The 18,406-nt window shown below is 45.7% G+C and carries 13 protein-coding genes, 8 tRNA genes and 1 pseudogene; 14 read left to right on the top strand and 8 right to left on the bottom strand.

The window, feature by feature from the left end:
* Positions 1–3 precede the first annotated feature (3 nt).
* The 12 genes from C9I43_RS10720 to C9I43_RS10665 all read left to right on the top strand — a co-directional run bounded on the left by C9I43_RS10720 (position 4) and on the right by C9I43_RS10665 (position 6,431).
* Positions 4–474 carry a regulatory protein RecX gene (locus C9I43_RS10720; protein ID WP_373455352.1) on the top strand — a complete coding sequence of 157 codons (471 nt, stop codon included), beginning with the start codon at positions 4–6 and terminating at the stop codon, positions 472–474.
* Positions 475–982: 508 nt separating this feature from the next.
* Positions 983–3,607, top strand: coding sequence for an alanine--tRNA ligase (gene alaS / locus C9I43_RS10715; RefSeq protein ID WP_107883445.1), 2,625 nt, complete (start codon positions 983–985; stop codon positions 3,605–3,607).
* Between the two features lie 9 nt (positions 3,608–3,616).
* On the top strand, positions 3,617–4,873 hold the full coding sequence (locus C9I43_RS10710; protein WP_107883444.1) for an aspartate kinase: 1,257 nt from the start codon (positions 3,617–3,619) through the stop codon (positions 4,871–4,873).
* 118 nt (positions 4,874–4,991) lie between these two features.
* The gene (gene csrA / locus C9I43_RS10705) at positions 4,992–5,189 is read left to right on the top strand and encodes a carbon storage regulator CsrA (RefSeq protein WP_076496509.1); all 198 of its coding nucleotides are present in this window, start codon (positions 4,992–4,994) and stop codon (positions 5,187–5,189) included.
* Between the two features lie 205 nt (positions 5,190–5,394).
* Positions 5,395–5,486, top strand: a tRNA-Ser gene (locus tag C9I43_RS10700).
* A gap of 22 nt (positions 5,487–5,508) precedes the next feature.
* Positions 5,509–5,585 (top strand) — tRNA-Arg (locus C9I43_RS10695).
* A gap of 38 nt (positions 5,586–5,623) precedes the next feature.
* A tRNA-Arg gene (locus C9I43_RS10690) sits at positions 5,624–5,700 on the top strand.
* Positions 5,701–5,787: 87 nt separating this feature from the next.
* A tRNA-Arg gene (locus C9I43_RS10685) sits at positions 5,788–5,864 on the top strand.
* Between the two features lie 49 nt (positions 5,865–5,913).
* Positions 5,914–5,990: transfer RNA gene (locus tag C9I43_RS10680), tRNA-Arg, on the top strand.
* Positions 5,991–6,039: 49 nt separating this feature from the next.
* Positions 6,040–6,116: transfer RNA gene (locus tag C9I43_RS10675), tRNA-Arg, on the top strand.
* A gap of 45 nt (positions 6,117–6,161) precedes the next feature.
* Positions 6,162–6,253: transfer RNA gene (locus C9I43_RS10670), tRNA-Ser, on the top strand.
* 101 nt (positions 6,254–6,354) lie between these two features.
* A tRNA-Arg gene (locus tag C9I43_RS10665) sits at positions 6,355–6,431 on the top strand.
* A gap of 633 nt (positions 6,432–7,064) precedes the next feature.
* Here the strand turns inward: C9I43_RS10665 and C9I43_RS10660 are convergent.
* From C9I43_RS10660 to pepA, 3 genes are all read right to left on the bottom strand, one after another.
* Positions 7,065–9,953: a valine--tRNA ligase gene (locus C9I43_RS10660; RefSeq protein ID WP_107883443.1), complete on the bottom strand. Its 2,889-nt coding sequence runs from the start codon at positions 9,951–9,953 to the stop codon at positions 7,065–7,067.
* A 20-nt stretch (positions 9,954–9,973) separates the two neighbouring features.
* Complete coding sequence (locus C9I43_RS10655) at positions 9,974–10,477, bottom strand: DNA polymerase III subunit chi (RefSeq protein ID WP_076496511.1); 504 nt, start codon at positions 10,475–10,477, stop codon at positions 9,974–9,976.
* Positions 10,478–10,807: 330 nt separating this feature from the next.
* On the bottom strand, positions 10,808–12,316 hold the full coding sequence (gene pepA / locus C9I43_RS10650; RefSeq protein ID WP_076496512.1) for a leucyl aminopeptidase: 1,509 nt from the start codon (positions 12,314–12,316) through the stop codon (positions 10,808–10,810).
* 243 nt (positions 12,317–12,559) lie between these two features.
* Between pepA and lptF the strand changes: the two genes are divergently transcribed.
* Together lptF and lptG are read left to right on the top strand one after the other, a co-directional pair.
* The gene (gene lptF / locus C9I43_RS10645; RefSeq protein WP_107883442.1) at positions 12,560–13,672 is read left to right on the top strand and encodes an LPS export ABC transporter permease LptF; all 1,113 of its coding nucleotides are present in this window, start codon (positions 12,560–12,562) and stop codon (positions 13,670–13,672) included.
* Complete coding sequence (lptG, locus tag C9I43_RS10640; protein ID WP_107883441.1) at positions 13,669–14,727, top strand: LPS export ABC transporter permease LptG; 1,059 nt, start codon at positions 13,669–13,671, stop codon at positions 14,725–14,727. The genes lptF and lptG overlap by 4 nt, the downstream gene beginning before the upstream one ends.
* 81 nt (positions 14,728–14,808) lie before the next feature.
* Here the strand turns inward: lptG and C9I43_RS10635 are convergent, their stop codons facing one another.
* The 5 genes and pseudogenes from C9I43_RS10635 to C9I43_RS10615 form a co-directional block, all read right to left on the bottom strand.
* Positions 14,809–15,318, bottom strand: a complete 510-nt coding sequence (locus C9I43_RS10635) for an RDD family protein (protein WP_107883440.1) — start codon at positions 15,316–15,318, stop codon at positions 14,809–14,811.
* 53 nt (positions 15,319–15,371) lie between these two features.
* Positions 15,372–15,629: a DUF2960 domain-containing protein gene (locus tag C9I43_RS10630; protein ID WP_076496516.1), complete on the bottom strand. Its 258-nt coding sequence runs from the start codon at positions 15,627–15,629 to the stop codon at positions 15,372–15,374.
* A gap of 29 nt (positions 15,630–15,658) precedes the next feature.
* Positions 15,659–16,009 (bottom strand): DMT family protein, encoded by a 351-nt coding sequence (locus C9I43_RS10625; protein ID WP_107883439.1) that lies wholly within the window; start codon positions 16,007–16,009, stop codon positions 15,659–15,661.
* Positions 16,006–16,503: a GNAT family N-acetyltransferase gene (locus C9I43_RS10620; RefSeq protein WP_107883438.1), complete on the bottom strand. Its 498-nt coding sequence runs from the start codon at positions 16,501–16,503 to the stop codon at positions 16,006–16,008. The genes C9I43_RS10625 and C9I43_RS10620 overlap by 4 nt, the downstream gene beginning before the upstream one ends.
* Positions 16,504–16,654: 151 nt before the next feature.
* Positions 16,655–18,161, bottom strand: a pseudogene (locus C9I43_RS10615) (carboxypeptidase M32).
* Positions 18,162–18,406 lie beyond the last annotated feature (245 nt).

The raw sequence follows: 18,406 nt of genomic DNA, 5'->3' as shown, positions 1-18,406 counted from the left end.
CAAATCGCGGTCGCGCTGTTAGCGCGCCGCGATTATTCCCGTCAACAAATCCGCGACAAACTGCTCGAAAAGGGATTCGAACTTAACGATATCGAACCTGTGCTCGATGCTTGTGAATCCTCCGGTTTTATCAATGACAATCGTTATGCCGAGCTATTAGTGCGTAGCCACATTAGTCGAGGCCACGGTGCCATTCGAATCCGCCAAGCTATTGCACAAAAAGGCCTATCTAAAGATTGTATTGAAGCGGCAATAACCAATAGTGATTGTGATTGGTTTGAGCTTGCAAAAGAAAAAGCCATAAAAAAATACGGTATTCCACGCGTCACAGAGGTTAAGGGTTCAACGGCTCGCGATCTTATTGCCAAAGAGAAAGCAAAACGGGTACGTTTTTTAATGGGCCAAGGTTTTAGCTACGATCAAATTAGTTATGCGTTAGCTGTAGATCCTAATGATCTTGACGAGAATGATTAATAGCCCAGTTTAAAAAATAACGGTACAAAATAGCAGTATAAAAAGCTCATCCTCAAATATTCACATTTTTAGACTTTCTCACCTCATCCCGTTGTATATCTATTCGCTTAGATATTGCCGTTATTACTCAAATGACAGAGTCTGCGATTAGCATTTTGGGGATGTTTTACTTCTCGCCACTCTATCCTAATTGCTGGCATTTACTCGCTGATAAAGTATTGCGTGCTGCATTGGCGATGGTTTACTTTGCCCGTTAGTTTTGTAAATGGTCGTAATCTAGATATATAGCGTGGATCCCATTTGTGCAGAGCGATTAATAACCTTACCTAAAGCGCGTTAAATAGTGGGTTAAATTCCCGTTAAATCGGTACTTTTGAGCCAGTTTGGCGAGATATATCCCTAATCAACACTGGTCGTCCCTTCTCAGTCTGCTTATAATGCTGGGCAAATAGAAATACGGCTAGCCTAAGGCGTAGCTGGTAATGCTTACCCAATTCAGGACGATTTCATGTATCAAACTACAGCAGAGCTAAGAAGCGCTTTCCTCGAATTTTTCCGCAGCAATGGCCATCAAGTTGTGGACAGCAGTTCATTAGTGCCAAGCAACGATCCGACACTTTTATTTACCAATGCGGGCATGAACCAATTCAAGGACGTGTTTCTTGGAATGGACAAACGCAATTATACGCGTGCGACCACTGCTCAACGTTGTGTACGCGCGGGTGGTAAGCATAACGATTTAGATAACGTAGGCTACACCGCACGTCATCACACCTTTTTTGAAATGCTGGGTAACTTCAGTTTTGGTGATTATTTTAAAGAAGAAGCGATTCGTTTTGGCTGGACGTTCTTGACCGAAACACTAAAGCTGCCGAAAGAACGTCTGTGCGTTACTATTTATCAAACAGATGATGAAGCCTTTGAAATCTGGAATAAAAAGATTGGTGTTGCTGCCGAGAACATTATCCGTATCGGCGATAACAAAGGCGCAGCTTATGCGTCAGATAACTTCTGGCAAATGGGTGATACTGGCCCTTGCGGTCCATGTTCTGAAATTTTTTATGACCATGGCGACCATATTTGGGGTGGCCGTCCTGGCAGTCCTGAAGAAGATGGCGATCGTTTCATCGAAATCTGGAACATCGTTTTCATGCAGTACAACCGTCAAGCATCTGGTGAGATGCTGCCTTTACCTAAGCCATCAGTTGATACTGGCATGGGAATTGAGCGTATTGCCGCGATTATGCAAGGCGTTCATTCTAACTACGAAATAGACATCTTCCGTACTCTGATCGCTAAAACGGCAGAAATCATCGGCGTCAGCGATTTATCTGAAAAGTCGCTACGAGTGATTGCCGATCATATTCGTTCATGTGCCTTTTTAATTGCTGATGGCGTGATGCCATCGAACGAAGGCCGTGGCTATGTACTGCGCCGCATTATTCGCCGCGCTGTTCGCCATGGCAACAAGTTAGGCGCGACCGAAGCATTCTTCTACAAGCTAGTGCCATCTTTAATCGCGGTGATGGGTGATGCTGCAAAAGGGCTAGCTGAAACTCAAGCCATTGTTGAAAAAGCATTAAAAGCAGAGGAAGAGCAGTTTGCTCGTACGCTTGAGCGTGGTTTAGGTATTTTAGATACCGCCTTAAACGAGTTAAAAGGTGCAACGTTAGATGGCGAAACTGTATTTAAGTTGTATGACACCTATGGTTTCCCAATGGATTTAACCGCCGACGTATGTCGTGAACGTAACATCATTGTCGATGAAGCCGGTTTTGAAGTCGCTATGGCAGAGCAACGTAGCCGCGCACAAGCTGCCGGTAACTTTGGTGCAGATTATAACGCGGCGCTGAAAATTGATGCGCAAACTGAGTTTTGTGGTTACACCGAATTAACCGGCCAAGCTAAAGTGACAGCGATTTATCAAAACGGTGAGTCAGTGCCGGCTATCAAGGCGGGTGACGAAGCAGTTGTGGTACTCGATGTGACACCATTCTACGCTGAATCTGGCGGACAAGTGGGCGATAAGGGCCAATTGGTTGCTAACGGTATTGAGTTTACGGTTAACGACACGCAAAAATACGGTCAAGCCACGGGTCATCAAGGTATTTTATCTACGGGCAGCTTAAGCGTTGGCCAAGTGGTCGAAGCTAAAGTCGATAAAAATCTGCGTCACCGCACTCAACTCAATCATTCAGTTACCCATTTGCTACATGCTGCGCTGCGCCAAGTGCTTGGTACACATGTCACGCAAAAAGGTTCTTTGGTGGACCCTGAGCGTTTACGTTTTGACTTCTCTCATTTTGAAGGCGTTAAAGCTGCTGAATTAAAACAGGTCGAAGAATTAGTTAATACTCAAATTCGCCGTAACCATGAGCTGAAAACTGCTGAAATGGACATCGACGAAGCCAAAGAAAAAGGTGCTATGGCACTCTTTGGTGAGAAATATGACTCGCAAGTGCGTGTTGTGACTATGGGGGATTTCTCCATCGAATTGTGCGGTGGTACCCATGTTGGCCGCACTGGTGATATCGGCTTGTTCAAGATCACCTCAGAAGCGGGTATTGCTGCGGGTGTGCGTCGTATCGAAGCCGTTACCGGTGCAGCAGCAATAGCTTATGTCGCGCAGCAGCAAGCGCAGCTTGAAGAAGCGGCTGCCTTATTAAAGGGTGATGCTAGCTCTGTGGTGGCTAAGTTAAAAGCTCAGCTCGATAAGATGAAGCAACTTGAAAAAGAAATGGCGCAGCTGAAAGATAAGTTAGCGGCAGCGGCGAGTGCTGACTTAGTCGGTGATGCTGTGGTGATCAATGGCGTTAACGTACTCATTAAAAAGTTAGATGGCGTTGAAGCAAGCTCATTACGCGGTTTACAAGATGAATTAAAACAGAAGTTGAAGTCGGCCATTATCGTTCTTGGCACTGCGCAGGAAGGTAAAGTAAACCTGATCGCTGGCGTGAGTAATGATCTAATCAGCAAAGTGAAAGCAGGTGAGTTGGTTGCTATGGTCGCTGCACAAGTCGGTGGTAAAGGCGGCGGTCGTCCTGATATGGCTCAAGCGGGCGGTAGCCAACCAGAAAATCTGGATGCGGCATTGGCTCAAGTATTACCTTGGATTACTGAGCGTCTAGCTTAAGAGGTTGCTGTGCCCCAAAAACGAAAGCTTAGTGGTAGCAAGCTTTTTGTGAAAAAGTTTGGCGGCACTTCGGTGGGTTCTATTGAACGTATCGAAGCGGTCGCTGAGCAAATTACAAAGTCAGCTCACAGTGGCGAACAACAAGTATTAGTCTTATCTGCTATGGCAGGAGAGACCAATCGCCTGTTTGCCCTCGCTGCACAAATTAATCCACGCGCCAGTGCGCGCGAATTAGATATGTTAGTGTCAACCGGTGAGCAAGTGAGTATTGCCCTGATGTCGATGGCGCTGCAGCGCCGCGGTATTAAGGCTAAATCTTTGACCGGCGATCAAGTGCAAATTCATACTAATAGTCAATTTGGACGCGCCAGCATTGAGCGAGTCGATACTGAGTATCTGCAATCTCTGCTTGATGAGGGTGTGGTGCCAATCGTCGCTGGGTTCCAAGGGATAGATCCTCACGGTGATGTTACAACATTAGGACGTGGCGGTTCAGATACCACAGCCGTTGCATTAGCGGCCGCTTTAGGCGCCGATGAGTGTCAAATCTTTACCGATGTTGCTGGGGTATTTACCACTGATCCTAATATCGATAGCAGTGCCCGCCGCCTCGATGTGATTGGGTTTGATGTCATGCTTGAAATGGCCAGACTTGGCGCTAAAGTGCTGCATCCCGATTCGGTTGAATACGCTGAACGTTTTCGGGTGCCACTGCGGGTTTTATCAAGCTTTGAAGCTGGGCAGGGCACGTTAATTCAATTTGGCGATGAGTCAGAATTAAGTATGGCCTCGTTAGTCCAAGGCATTGCAGTGAATAAAGCATTGGCGACACTGACGATAGAAGGATTATTTACTACAAGTGAGCGCTATCAAGCCTTATTAGGGTGCTTAACTCGGTTAGAAATCGATGTAGAGTTTATTACTCCATTACGTATACATGAAGACTCACCCTCCGATCGAGTAAGTTTTATGCTCGCTGAAGCAAAGGTGGAGACTTTGCTTAATGAGCTTGAAGGATTAAGCGAAAGCCTTACTCTTGGACCATTGATTATTGAACGGCAACGTGCAAAAGTATCTTTAGTTGGCAAAGGTTTACAGGCAAAAATAGGATTGTTAACTAAGATGCTAGAAGTCTTGGGTAATGAAACTATTCATGCTAAGTTACTCTCGATGTCAGAGAGTAAATTGTCAACCGTTATCGATGAAAGGGACTTACAGAAGGCGGTAAGAGCGTTACATCACGCTTTCGAGCTAAATAAGGTCTAATTAAATAACCGTTTGCGTATTGAATACTATTAATTTGTACTAAGCTGACCTTATAATAAGCCCATCTACCGGATGAGTGCCGTGTGTAAGCTGAATTAAGAAATAAAGGAGCTATCGAATGCTGATTTTGACTCGTCGTGTTGGCGAAACATTGATGATTGGTGATGAAGTCACCGTTACAGTGCTAGGTGTAAAAGGCAATCAAGTGCGTATCGGTGTAAATGCACCTAAAGAGGTTTCAGTTCATCGTGAAGAAATCTACCAACGCATCCAATCTGAAAAGTCAGGTACACCGTCGGAAGATGGAAACTTTTAATACTTTGTTTAGGCAAGAGTATAGCGGTAACAGAAGAGTCAGTTTTTTAGCTGGCTTTTTTATTTTTAAGTTTAAAAGATTGGCGCAAATCAATACATTGGCTTGATATAACAGCAATGTGATTAAAAACAGTTCAAATGGAATCTGTTTCAGAAAAAGGGTTTGACTTATTTTCGTCAAACAGTAATATGTGCGCCAAGAAAACGGAGAGGTGGCCGAGTGGCCGAAGGCGCTCCCCTGCTAAGGGAGTATGGGCTTTAACTCCCATCGAGGGTTCGAATCCCTCCTTCTCCGCCATTTCTTACCGATAGAAAATAATGCGCGTGTAGCTCAGCTGGATAGAGTACCTGGCTACGAACCAGGCGGTCGGAGGTTCGACTCCTTCCACGCGCACCATTTTTTATTCGAGTGTGATATAGGATTAGATACAAGTCGCGCGTGTAGCTCAGCTGGATAGAGTACCTGGCTACGAACCAGGCGGTCGGAGGTTCGACTCCTTCCACGCGCACCATCTCTGGATTAGTTAATTTTTAACTCATCAGTTTTGAATTTCAATTAGAAATTTTGTAAATAGTTGCTTAAAGCGAAGTGTTAACATGCGCGTGTAGCTCAGCTGGATAGAGTACCTGGCTACGAACCAGGCGGTCGGAGGTTCGACTCCTTCCACGCGCACCAATTTAAGTTAGTATGATTACGGTTGTACTAATGTTTCACCATTTAACATGCGCGTGTAGCTCAGCTGGATAGAGTACCTGGCTACGAACCAGGCGGTCGGAGGTTCGACTCCTTCCACGCGCACCAATTTAAGTTAGTATGATTGCGGTTGTACTAATGTTTCACCATTTAACATGCGCGTGTAGCTCAGCTGGATAGAGTACCTGGCTACGAACCAGGCGGTCGGAGGTTCGACTCCTTCCACGCGCACCAATATCGTTAATGAGATAATTCTTGTTAATGTACAGCGTTAAATGCGGAGAGGTGGCCGAGTGGCCGAAGGCGCTCCCCTGCTAAGGGAGTATGGGCTTTAACTCCCATCGAGGGTTCGAATCCCTCCTTCTCCGCCATTCTATTCTTTTAGTCGAGATGAATAGAATGATTTTACAGGGTAAAGTGCTAGTTTTAGTCTTTACCTTGAAAACTACTTTAGCAAGTAGAACACGATTTTGCGCGTGTAGCTCAGCTGGATAGAGTACCTGGCTACGAACCAGGCGGTCGGAGGTTCGACTCCTTCCACGCGCACCATATAGATAAGCCCTGCAAGCAATTGCAGGGCTTTTTTATTGGCATTTAATTCAGTTCGGTTTATGCAGCTGGGTAACGATGACATGCAGTTGCTTGGTAATACCAATCGTATTAACTATCTGTTCATTCAGCGGGAGTTCAACGCGCTTTAGACAAGGCAACGGCTTGAAGACATAGTGGTGCTCTGTCGAAAGCCTTAAACGCAGTATAAAGCGCGTTGAAACCCGCCCTTTGGGAGCCTCACAGGCATCCCACTCCCGTGTTGCATTGACTTAAAAGGGAATAACCATTTCTGCGTCAATGCGCCTCGGATTGAAATACCTGTGAGGCTCTGAACTGATTAGATATTTAATGTGATTGGTATAATAGCCCTGTTGATTGCTCAGGGTTAGTTATAGGCATGCTAGTTGCCAACATAAGCTTGAGACTTAATATTGGCGCTTGATAGACTCTAAGTGGATTATCTAATCACAGCAAGACGTTAATGGAGTTATTAACGTGGCAGATAGCGATTTTATGCCAAGGAACGATTTTATGGTGCCATTGGCGATGTGTATTCATTGAACCGTGAGTACAAAAAAGCAGCCTAATGGCTGCTCTTCATTTAACACTTAACTAAAGCAAGTGAGTAAATTAAGCTTCTAGCTTAGCGAACTCAGTTTTTTGCTCGTTGAGCTTGTCCATATCGCGTTTTAGCTCGCCCATTTTAGCGCGTTCTTTATCGATAACCGCTGGCGGTGCTTTAGCCACAAAGCCTTCGTTAGATAACTTGCCTTCGATACGAGCAATCTCTTGACCTAGCTTTTCAAGCTGTTTATCGATACGCGCCATTTCGGCGGCCACATCAATTAAACCAGCCATAGGGATAAGTAGCTCCATTTCGCCAATCAAGCCTGTAGTTGACATAGGCGCTGTTTCGCCGTCAGCCAGAATAGTCATGCTTTCTAAGCGAGCAAGGGTGGTGAAGAAGGTTTGATTCGCTTCAATACGGGCCTTATCCTGCGCACTAACACCACGTAATAGGGCATTTAGCGGCTTAGAAGGAGCAATGTTGAGCTCAGCGCGAATGTTACGTACCGCGGTAATCACTTGCTTAACCCACTCTAAGTCGGCCATCGCTGCGCTATCTACTTTTGCAGCATCAAATGCAGGGAACGGCGCCAGCATAATGGTATCGCCACCTTTAGGTGCTGATACGCCTGCTAACGGTTTAACGCGCTGCCAAATGGTCTCAGTGATATAAGGCATCATAGGGTGCATTAAACGCTGCAGGGCTTCAAGCACAGTCACTAAGGTGTTGCGAGTGCCGCGCATTTGCGCTTCGCTGCCATTTTGCAATACCGGCTTTGTCAGCTCTAAGTACCAGTCACAGAATTGGTTCCATGTGAACTCATACAGGGTATTGGCCGCTAAGTCGAAACGGTAGGCTGTCATGTGGTCGTCAAAGGTCTTAACGGTTTGATTAAATAAACCGATAATCCAGCGATCGGCCAGCGATAATTCCATCTCGCCGCCTTTGTGCTCTGGTGAGCCTGGGCCGCAATCTTGATCTTCTGTGTTCATCAGCACGTAGCGTGAGGCGTTCCATAACTTGTTACAGAAGCTACGGTAACCGTCTAAGCGCTTCATATCCCAGTTGATGTCACGACCCGTTGATGCCATTGCTGCAAGCGTAAAGCGCAGTGCATCTGTGCCATGGGCTTCGATACCTTCGGCAAATTCTTTGCGGGTGCTCTTTTCAATCTTGGCGGCCAGTTGTGGCTGCATCATATTGCCGGTACGTTTCTCAACTAACGCTTCAAGTTCGATACCGTCAATCATATCTAATGGATCGAGTACGTTACCCTTAGATTTTGACATCTTGTTACCGGCTTCATCGCGGATAAGGCCGGTAACGTAGACTGTTTTGAACGGAACTTGTGGCTTGCCGTCTTCATCTTTGATGAAGTGCATGGTCATCATGATCATGCGGGCTACCCAGAAGAAGATGATGTCAAAACCTGTCACCAACACGTCGGTTGGGTGGAAGGTTTTTAAATCTTCTAAATTATCAGGCCAACCTAAGGTAGAAAATGTCCACAGGGCTGAGCTGAACCAAGTGTCCAGTACGTCTTCGTCTTGGCGCAGTGCCATTGAGTCACTGATATTGTGCTTAGCACGTACATCGGCTTCGTTGCGGCCGACATAGACTTTGCCATTTTCGTCGTACCAAGCTGGGATGCGGTGACCCCACCATAATTGACGCGAAATACACCAGTCTTGAATGTCACGCATCCACGAGAAGTACATGTTCTCGTATTGCTGCGGCACAAATTTAATACTGCCATTTTCAACCGCTTCGATAGCGGTTTTCGCCATTGGCGCCACAGCTACATACCATTGGTCGGTCAGCATTGGCTCGATAACTACACCTGAGCGATCGCCGTAAGGCACTTTCAAGGCGTGTGGTGCAATTTTTTCGAGTAGACCTAAAGTGTCAAATTCAGCGACGATAGCATCGCGCGCTTTAAAACGGTCAAGTCCGGCAAAACGTTCAGGCAGACTGCCATCGAGCGTTTTGTTAAAGGTACCGTCAGAGTTCACTACTTCGGCGCTTGCACGAATGGCGGCATCTAAGGTCAGCACGTTGAACATGGGCAGGTTGTGACGTTTACCGACTTCATAATCGTTAAAATCATGGGCTGGGGTAATTTTCACACAACCCGTACCAAAGGCCATATCAACATAATCGTCAGCGACGATAGGAATGCGGCGGTTAACAATCGGTAATAAAATAAACTTGCCGATAAGCGATTGATAACGTTCATCTTCATGGTGCACGGCAACGGCACTGTCGCCAAGCATGGTTTCAGGGCGTGTGGTGGCGACTTCTAAATAGTCTTTACCCTCGGCGGTCAGTTCACCGTCGGCCAGTGGATAACGCAGATGCCACATGTGACCCTGCTTTTCTTTACTTTCCACTTCTAAATCAGAGATAGCCGTGTGCAGCTTTGGATCCCAGTTGACCAAACGCTTACCGCGATAAATCAAATCGTCTTCGTACAGGCGCACAAACACTTCTTGCACGGCCTTGGATAAGCCTTCGTCCATAGTGAAACGCTCGCGATCCCAATCAACTGAAGCGCCCATACGACGTAGTTGCTTAGTGATCGTGCCGCCCGATTGCGCTTTCCATTCCCACACTTTATCCATAAAGGCATCGCGACCTAGGTCATGGCGATTTTTGCCTTCTTCAGCTTCAAGCTTACGCTCAACCAACATTTGGGTAGCAATACCCGCATGATCAGTACCGACTTGCCATAGGGTATTTTTGCCTTTCATCCGTTGGTAACGGGTTAAGGTATCCATGATGGTGTCTTGGAAGGCGTGGCCCATGTGCAAGCTGCCCGTCACGTTGGGTGGCGGGATCATGATGCAATAATTGCCTTGGGATTCATCGCCGTGTGGCTTGAAGTAACCTTGCTCTTCCCAGTTTTGGTAAAGAGTTTGCTCGATGGACTGCGGATCGTATGTTTTTTCCATGGGAACGTGTCTGTCTCAAACTAATTAAGTGGATGTGTTGCTAAGTCTTGGGTCTGTAAATTGACCCCTAAGCCGCGATACTGTCGATAACGTTCGCGAGCGACCGCTTTATGCTGGTCGTCATTGGCAACAAAATCGATGATGTGGCCAAAGTTTACCGCAAATGGAGGCGCTTGGTCTGCAAGATTAATCAGAACTTGTCGACTTTTGTTGGCGCCGATGCGATCAAACCCAATTTCAACTGGCGATCCCGTCATCGGACCTTCACCTTTGAGATTGTGAGGCACAAACGCACTGGGTTCAAACTGCCATAAAAGTTCATCAATTGCATGGGCTTGCTGCTTGTCTTGGCAATGAATATACACCCATTGTTGTTTCACAAAAGCCTGCTGCGCTAGCTGGCAAGCTAAAAGATGCATTGCGTAAAGTGCAGGGTTGGTGTTTGCCGTTACAACGGGCGAATTTGTCGTAGCCTCAGCAGACGATACCACCGGCGGCATGAGATAAAACAGCACTTGAGTCATGATTTCAATGCCTTACTTCACTTGTTTTCGTGGCGAACCAGAGCTGCAGTTTACACTAAAAGTGAGTATGGGTTAATGCTTGGGTGAAGCTTGGGTTTAGGTTTGATGAATCATTGTCTTTCAACGTTTTGTTGGCAGCTTTAAAATCGCTAAAGATGACTTTAGTAACGTAATTATTCATTGAAAATATTCGATGTATTACTGTTTTTAGCTTTATTAACTCAAGTCATAAATTGATTATTAACATGAAATAGATAATAAAAAAGGCGAAGATTTTTATCTTCGCCTTTAATTCATCGAGTCTTTAACAAGCTAAGACCGGATAGTCGGTTATTCGCCTGCTTCAACGCCAGCACGATTGATCAAGAACTGAGTCAATATTGGCACAGGACGACCTGTTGAACCTTTATTAGCTCCGCTATTCCATGCTGTGCCAGCTACATCTAGGTGCGCCCAGTTGTATTTTTTAGTAAAGCGCGAAAGGAAACATGCTGCCGTAATTGCACCCGCTGGACGGCCACCTAAGTTGGTCATGTCAGCAAATGGGCTGTCGAGCATATCTTGATACTCATCCCATAATGGCATACGCCATGCGCGGTCACCACTTTGCTCACCGGCGCTTAATAGCTCGTGTGCGAGTGGATTATGCGATGAGAACAGACCTGAAGCATGTTTACCAAGGGCAATCACACAGGCACCTGTTAGCGTTGCTGTGTCAATAACCAGTTCAGGATTGAAACGCTCAACATAGGTTAAAACGTCACACAGCACTAAACGACCTTCAGCATCGGTATTTAACACTTCAACGGTTTGGCCTGACATAGTAGTCAGAATATCACCTGGACGGTAAGCGTTACCTGACGGCATATTTTCACAGCCTGCCAGAATACCGACAACGTTGATAGGTAACTTCATCTCACAAATGGCTTTCATGGTGCCAATAACGCCGGCTGCGCCGCCCATGTCATACTTCATTTCATCCATGGCTTCGCCAGGCTTTAATGAAATACCACCTGAGTCAAAGGTTAACCCTTTACCGACTAATACAATGGGTTTTTCTGTGCTATCGACAGCGCCCTTGTATTCCATCACCGTCATAATGGATTCGTTGGCACTGGCGCGGCCTACTGCGAGGTATGAGTTCATGCCCAACTTGGCCATTTGCTCTTCACCAATAGTGGTTACATGCAGTGTGTTGTGTATTTCTGCCATTTGGCGCGCTTGCGAGGCTAAATATGCAGGATTACAGATGTTAGGTGGCATGTTGGCGACATCGCGACATAAATGCATGCCGGCAGAGACTGCCATGCCATGCTCAATGGCACGTTCACCTGGGGTTAATTCACGGCGAGTTGGTACATTGAAGACTAATTTACGCAGTGGACGACGAGTTTCACCTTTACGTGTCTTTAGGGCATCAAAGCTATAAAGACTGCTATTAGTGGTTTCAACCGCCTGACGTACTTTCCAATAGGTATCGCGTCCTTTGACGTGCAGTTCAGTTAAAAAGCACACGGCTTCCATTGAACCCGTTTCGTTAAGGGTGTTGATTGTTTTAGTGATAATTTGTTTGTATTGGCGCTCGTCTAGTTCTCGTTCTTTGCCACAACCCACTAATAATACGCGTTCACTCAATACATTAGGAACGTGGTGCAGCAATAACATCTGGCCAGGTTTACCTTCCAGATCGCCGCGGCGCAACAAGTTACTGATGTAACCTTCGCTAATTTTATCTAATTGCTCTGCGATGCCTGACAGGCGGCGGGGTTCATAAACACCGACCACGATACAGGCTGAGCGTTGTTTTTCGGGGCTACCGCTTTTTACGCTAAACTCCATGAGCACTCCTAGATTCTTAAAGACAAATTTTTATATTTATTAGATAATGTCTGCTTGCCCTGAAAAGGGCCTAAGTTACTACTCCAAAGGTGATTTATTCTCGGCGCTTAAGTCATACATTTAATGACGTTAAGTTTACCTATAACCCCTGAAGTTGGTCAGAAAACTATCAAAAGTAGTCAGTTTACATGAAAGTTACGCTGTTACCAGCAAAAAGATAAGTTTAGAGACCGGAACCTGCCTGTGATTGTATTTAAATACCTAATTCGAGAAGTTTTAAAGGCACAAGTTGCAGTGCTTTTAGTGCTGTTAACTATTTTTATTAGCCAACATTTTGTACGCATATTGGCCGATGCCTCCGATGGTGATTTCCCTGCCTCCTTAATCATGACTTTGATCGGGCTTAACTTGCCTTATCTGGTCATTTTAGTCCTACCTTTAAGTTTGTTTTTGGGGATTTTACTGGCCCATGGCCGTATGTATTCTGAAAATGAGATGGTCATTCTCCACGGCGTTGGCGTTAGCGAGTGGTATGTCACCCGAGTGACCTTAATTCTTGCTGTAATCAATATGTTACTTACTGGATATTTATCGCTTTATGTCGCGCCTTGGGCTGAAGAACGGCAAAACCAAGTGCTCGAAAAAGCCCAATCTGAAGCAGGGCTTGCGGCCTTGGTGCAAGGGCGTTTTCAAGCGAGTCCTAATGGCCGCGCAGTATTGTTTGTTGAACGTATTGGCAAGGATAACGAATTAGAGAAAGTATTTGTTGCACAATTACCCGATCCTGATGACGAAACGGGTGTCGCTAACGTAGTTGTAGCTAAGGGTGGACGTGTTCAAGAAGACAGTTTCGGTGCACAACAATTGAATTTGAACGATGGCGTGCGTTATCAGGGCAGCCCTCGATTGAAGGACTACCAAGTGCTTGAATTTGCTGGCTACAACATGCAAATCAAAGAGCAGCAAATCGATGAGCGTCGGCGTAAATTATCGGCACTGCCCGTTGATGAACTGGTTAAAGTTGAAGGTGCGGAAGCGGTTGCAGAGTTTCACTGGCGTTTAGCTATTCCGCTAGCGATTCCGATAATGACGTTAATTGCAGTGCCGCTAGCTAGAGTGAATGTACGCCAAGGTAAATTTGCTAAAATGTTCCCCGCGATACTATTGTACCTTGGCTATTTTGGTTTGATGGTCGCGGGACGTAAGGCATTGCAAGATGGCATTATTCCACTGTATTTAGGTATGTGGTGGATCCATGTTTCGGCGCTCTTTATGGGGATTTTTCTGCTGGGGAAAGATCGACCTATCTTTAGCCATCTATCGGGATTATTTACCCATAAGAAGGTGGCGGCATGAAGATTTTAGACCTTTATATCGCGCGGATATTGTTAAGCACTTCAGCGCTTTGTTTGCTGGTATTGACGGGTTTGTCGGGCATTATTAAATGGGTTGACCAACTGCGTTTAGTGGGGCGCGGCACCTATAGCATGATGGATGCGGGGATTTATGTGCTGTTTTTAGTGCCACGTGATATTGAAATGTTTTTCCCGATGGCTGTGTTGCTGGGCGCGTTGATTGGCATGGGAATGTTGGCATCGAACTCGGAACTTGTGGTGATGCAAGCATCGGGTATGTCCCGTTTGCAGATTACTATGTCGGCGATGAAAACCGCAGTGCCGTTAATGTTATTAGTTATGGCATTAGGTGAATGGGGCGCTCCCATTGCGGAACAAAAGGCCAATGAACTACAGGCGATTAAACTTTCTGGCGGGAGTTTAATTAAATCTCATCGTGGGATTTGGGCCAAAGATGGCGATTTTTTCGTTAATATTGGTGAAGTTGAAAAGATAGACAAACTCAATAATATTACACTCTATAAGTTTAATAGTGAGTTAAAACTCACTAACGTAGTGCATGCTGAACGCGCGGTTTTTGTTGAGAATAGTTGGCGTCTATTTGATGTGAAACGTACCGATTTAAGCTATGACAGAGTCATTCTAGAACACCACGACGAAGAACAATGGCAATCGAGTTTAACCCCAGATAAGCTCAGTGTGGTATCGGTTAAACCTGAAGCGTTATCGATTCGTGGTCTGGTCGGTTATCTTGAGTATCTAAAAACGAACAGCCAAGATCCTAGCCGTTATGAGCTCGCGTTATGGCGCAAGATGATGCAGCCAATGACTGTTGCCGTAATGATGTTAGTGGCGTTGTCGTTTGTGTTTGGCCCGCTACGAACTGTAACTATGGGTGCGCGGGTATTACTTGGGGTTGTGGCAGGTTTTAGCTTTTATATCAGTAACGAAATTTTTGGTCCCATGAGTATGGTGTATGAGTTACCCGCTTACGTGGGGGCTGTTGCGCCGAGCTTATTATTTACTGGAATTGCCTTTTACTTTATCCGGCGATGATGTTGCTATTACTTTGAATTTAGCCCATAAAAAGCGACGCCAATGCGTCGTTTTTTATGGGCTAATTTTCTGAAACTGCACTTACGCGCCGTGCCAGTTACGCATTTGGTTGGCTTCTTTAGACAACACAACCACTTCTGAGCGAGTCATGCTATCTTGCAGGGCAAGCTTGTTACCACTGATGAGGATCCACAGATTACCAATGCCGAGCAATGACCAAACAATACGCGCATAGGCGGTGATCAGGCTTAAATTTTGGCCATTAGGATGTTGCACTTTAAGGCGCCAAGCGCGCATACCTAAGGTTTGGCCACCTTTGCTCCAGAATAAGGCGTAAAAAGTGCCAACACACAAGACCAGCCAGAGTTGATAAATACCATGATAAATTGGCGTACCATTTAGGGCGTCTGAGACATGTTCAAAACCGTTCATACCCACTAACCCTAAAGTGGTTAAACCGTAGAAAATCCCAAAGCCTGCTGCGCCAGCAACCATATAAACCGCTATGGCTAACATTGAATCGTAAACAGCGGCGCCTAAGCGGCGTAAGAACCCCGCGCGGGGAAAGTTAGCATGTTCGGTATTGAGCATCACAGTGTCCTGTTTTAAAGTGCTTAAAGCGAATTCAAAAATCAATAACCTGCTTAGGCTTCGGGTTCTTCATCTCTAACAAAGTGGATATTGCTAAAGCCAAAGCGGGCAAATTCTACTTTTCTGAATTCTTTTTCTGCCTTTGCACCTTTGCGAGATGTCATGGCGACCTGTTGTTCCATCGCTAAAAATTGGGTTAAATCGATGCCTTCAGCTTCGGCAACCGCTTCATATAAATCGTGGTGTTTATCGTAGCTAAAGGCGATAGTTTTAATCTTACCTTTAAAGGTATAAGTGACTTGACGGGCCATGGGGGAGCTCTCCTGAAATAAGTCTGAAATTAATTAAATTCACTTCTAAAAATAAAATATACAGCACCTAATATGCACAATCCTGCCCATAGATAATCGAGCTTCAAGGGCTCTTTCATGTAGAAATAGGCAAAGGGGACGAACAGACTTAAGGTGATGACTTCTTGTAAAATTTTTAACTGGCCGAGATTCATAACCGTATAACCGATACGGTTAGCGGGCACTTGCAGCAAGTATTCAAATAGGGCGATACCCCAACTCACTAAGGCGGCGATAATCCAAGGTTTTGAGCCTAAGGTTTTCAAATGTCCGTACCAAGCAAAGGTCATAAAGATATTGCTTAGGCAGAGTAAGCCAATAGTGGTCAGGGTTGGATTCATCTTTCATCTCTATGATTAATTTTATAAATCATATACATGGCATCGTCAGTGTAACTGCCAAGACATTTATCTATGCTCTGAGGTTTAAAGCCCATTTTAAGCCAATAACTGTCGGCGCCTTGTACAGCAACGAGAGATAAGGAATTAAGATTAAAGCGATCCGCCAGTAATGTTAAACGGGTGAGTGCTTTAGCACCAGCACCCAACCCTTGGGCTTTTGCTGAAATCGCAATATCGTGCAGATATAAAGTATCAGCCTTAGGTAAATGGGTAATGGGCTGATAAAGCGCTGGTGGCATATTGACGGTCCAAGGATGCGCCAAACAATAACCCACAACCGCTTTATCGACTTCAAACACAAAACAGGACTGAGGCGATACCTGCCATTTACTCTGCAGTACATGCAATGGCTCAGGATCCAGTTGTGAGTAACACTCATCTTGGATGTTTAAAATAGCATCCCAATCCTGTGGGGTGATTGCTCGCAGTAACATGGCCGATATTTATCCCGCTCAATATATCTCTCTTAAAATAAGCTCGGCATTATAACCTCAAGCGGCTTTAAAATGCAGGTTTGAGCGGCAATATATAGCGCTTAAAACCCCATTAAAACTGAGCTTTCAGTGCTTTTCTCACGCATAACGGCTAAATACCTAGATATCGTTGGCGCAGGTGACGCTCAAGATATTGACTATATTAAGGTTTCACCCGTTGCTTGCTGAATTAGTTCATCTGTTGTGAGCAAGGATCCCTTTGACCAAATATGTTTGCTCAGCCACTGAAATACCGATTCCAGCTTGCCAGCATCGATTAAAGCCTCAATCGGCCCTAAGGCTTTTTCCATCGCAAAACGACACTGGGCAGCATACATGGCGCCTAAGGTGTAACTAGGGAAATATCCAAGTTCACCTACAGCCCAATGGATATCTTGCATACAACCGTCGCGATAATTGCCATCGGTATTGATCCCCAGTAATTGTTGCATCTGCGCCGACCAAAAATCAGGTAAGTCATCAACCGTTAAGCTGCCGTCGATAAAGGCTTTTTCCGCCTCAAAACGCAGTAAAATGTGGCAGGGGTAGGTGACTTCATCTGCGTCGACGCGAATAAGTCCGGGATTTACGCGGGTGTAATGCTGGGCTAATTCTTGGGCGCTAAAATCACAATTAAGATGCTGCGCGATTTTAGGCTGCAACTGACGTAAAAATGCCGAGTTTGCCCCGAGCTGCATTTCACAAAATAGACTTTGGCTTTCGTGTACGCCCATAGAACGTGCAAGCCCAGCGGGTTGACCGCGCCACGCTTTAGGTAAACCTTGTTCGTATCTGGCATGGCCAGTTTCATGAACTATGCCCATAATCGCGCTACTGAAATCGGCCTCGTTGTAGCGAGTCGTTATACGTACATCGCTTGGCACGCCGCCGCAGAATGGGTGGCTACTCATATCTAGCCTGCCATGATTAAAGTCAAACCCCAAAAATGTCATTACGTCACGGCCAAGGGCTTGCTGCGCGCTAATATCGAAGGGACCATTGAGCACAAGCTTAGGCTCGTTTGCCTGCTTAGTCAGCACTTCTTGGATGAGTGTCGGTAGCCAACCTTTAAGACCGCCAAAGGTTTGTTCTAGCTTTGCCGTGGTCATCCCCGGTTCAAATTTATTGAGCAGGGCATCATAGGGCGCAATATTTTGGGCTTCACCGCGGATCTGCGCTTCTTCCTTAGCAAGCGCAATGATCGCTTTTAGATTGGGCTTAAAGCCTTGCCAGTCATTATTTTTACGTTGCTCGCGCCACGCATTCTCACATTGATAGGCCATCTTAGTTTTGGCTTGCACTAGGCTGCCGGGTACTAAGTTTGCCTGTTGATACTGGTACAGCATTTCCCGTAGGTTGGCTTGTTGCTCTGTTGAGAGTGATTCGTCCGCCGCGCCATGTAAATGCTCGGCTAAGGTGTCTGAGGTTTTGAGTGCGTGGATATGCAGCGCCAGTTCTGCCATTGCATTACCGCGATCATTACCGCCACCAATGGGCATCATGGCTGCTTGATCCCAGTCACCCAAAGCGCTGAAATGTTCAAAGTGAGAAATTTTCTGAAAATGTGCCGTCAGTTTGTCGTAACGTGGCGTTGGTACTTTAGTCTTAGGTGTGCCCATGGAATTTCCCTTCTGGCGCATAAAACCTGCGCGAATAAATAACAATAACAGGATGATAATACAATGAAGTCAATATTCTATAGCACTAAAACGCTAGAGGTTGCGTAGTGCCTGACCCTCGCCGCTATCGTTTTGGTAGTAGACGTAGGCTGATTAATTGATGAACCGTTTAGCGTTAATAACGCTTAAACCTTGATAGAGGGGAGTCGGGCCTGCTTAACAGTGTTAAAACCAAATATTAAATT

This window comes from Shewanella morhuae (assembly GCF_003028295.1).
GTDB classification, from domain to species: domain Bacteria; phylum Pseudomonadota; class Gammaproteobacteria; order Enterobacterales; family Shewanellaceae; genus Shewanella; species Shewanella morhuae.
Note: the sequence above shows the minus strand (reverse complement) of the source record. Positions and strands in the feature narration are given on the sequence as shown.

Coding starts and splice junctions, on each gene's coding strand:
- alaS (WP_107883445.1), top strand. CDS start 983: ATGTATCAAACTACAGCAGAGCTAAGAAGCGCTTTCCTCGAATTTTTC.
- csrA (WP_076496509.1), top strand. CDS start 4,992: ATGCTGATTTTGACTCGTCGTGTTGGCGAAACATTGATGATTGGTGAT.
- C9I43_RS10660 (WP_107883443.1), bottom strand. CDS start 9,953: ATGGAAAAAACATACGATCCGCAGTCCATCGAGCAAACTCTTTACCAA.
- C9I43_RS10655 (WP_076496511.1), bottom strand. CDS start 10,477: ATGACTCAAGTGCTGTTTTATCTCATGCCGCCGGTGGTATCGTCTGCT.
- pepA (WP_076496512.1), bottom strand. CDS start 12,316: ATGGAGTTTAGCGTAAAAAGCGGTAGCCCCGAAAAACAACGCTCAGCC.
- lptG (WP_107883441.1), top strand. CDS start 13,669: ATGAAGATTTTAGACCTTTATATCGCGCGGATATTGTTAAGCACTTCA.
- C9I43_RS10635 (WP_107883440.1), bottom strand. CDS start 15,318: ATGCTCAATACCGAACATGCTAACTTTCCCCGCGCGGGGTTCTTACGC.
- C9I43_RS10630 (WP_076496516.1), bottom strand. CDS start 15,629: ATGGCCCGTCAAGTCACTTATACCTTTAAAGGTAAGATTAAAACTATC.
- C9I43_RS10625 (WP_107883439.1), bottom strand. CDS start 16,009: ATGAATCCAACCCTGACCACTATTGGCTTACTCTGCCTAAGCAATATC.
- C9I43_RS10620 (WP_107883438.1), bottom strand. CDS start 16,503: ATGTTACTGCGAGCAATCACCCCACAGGATTGGGATGCTATTTTAAAC.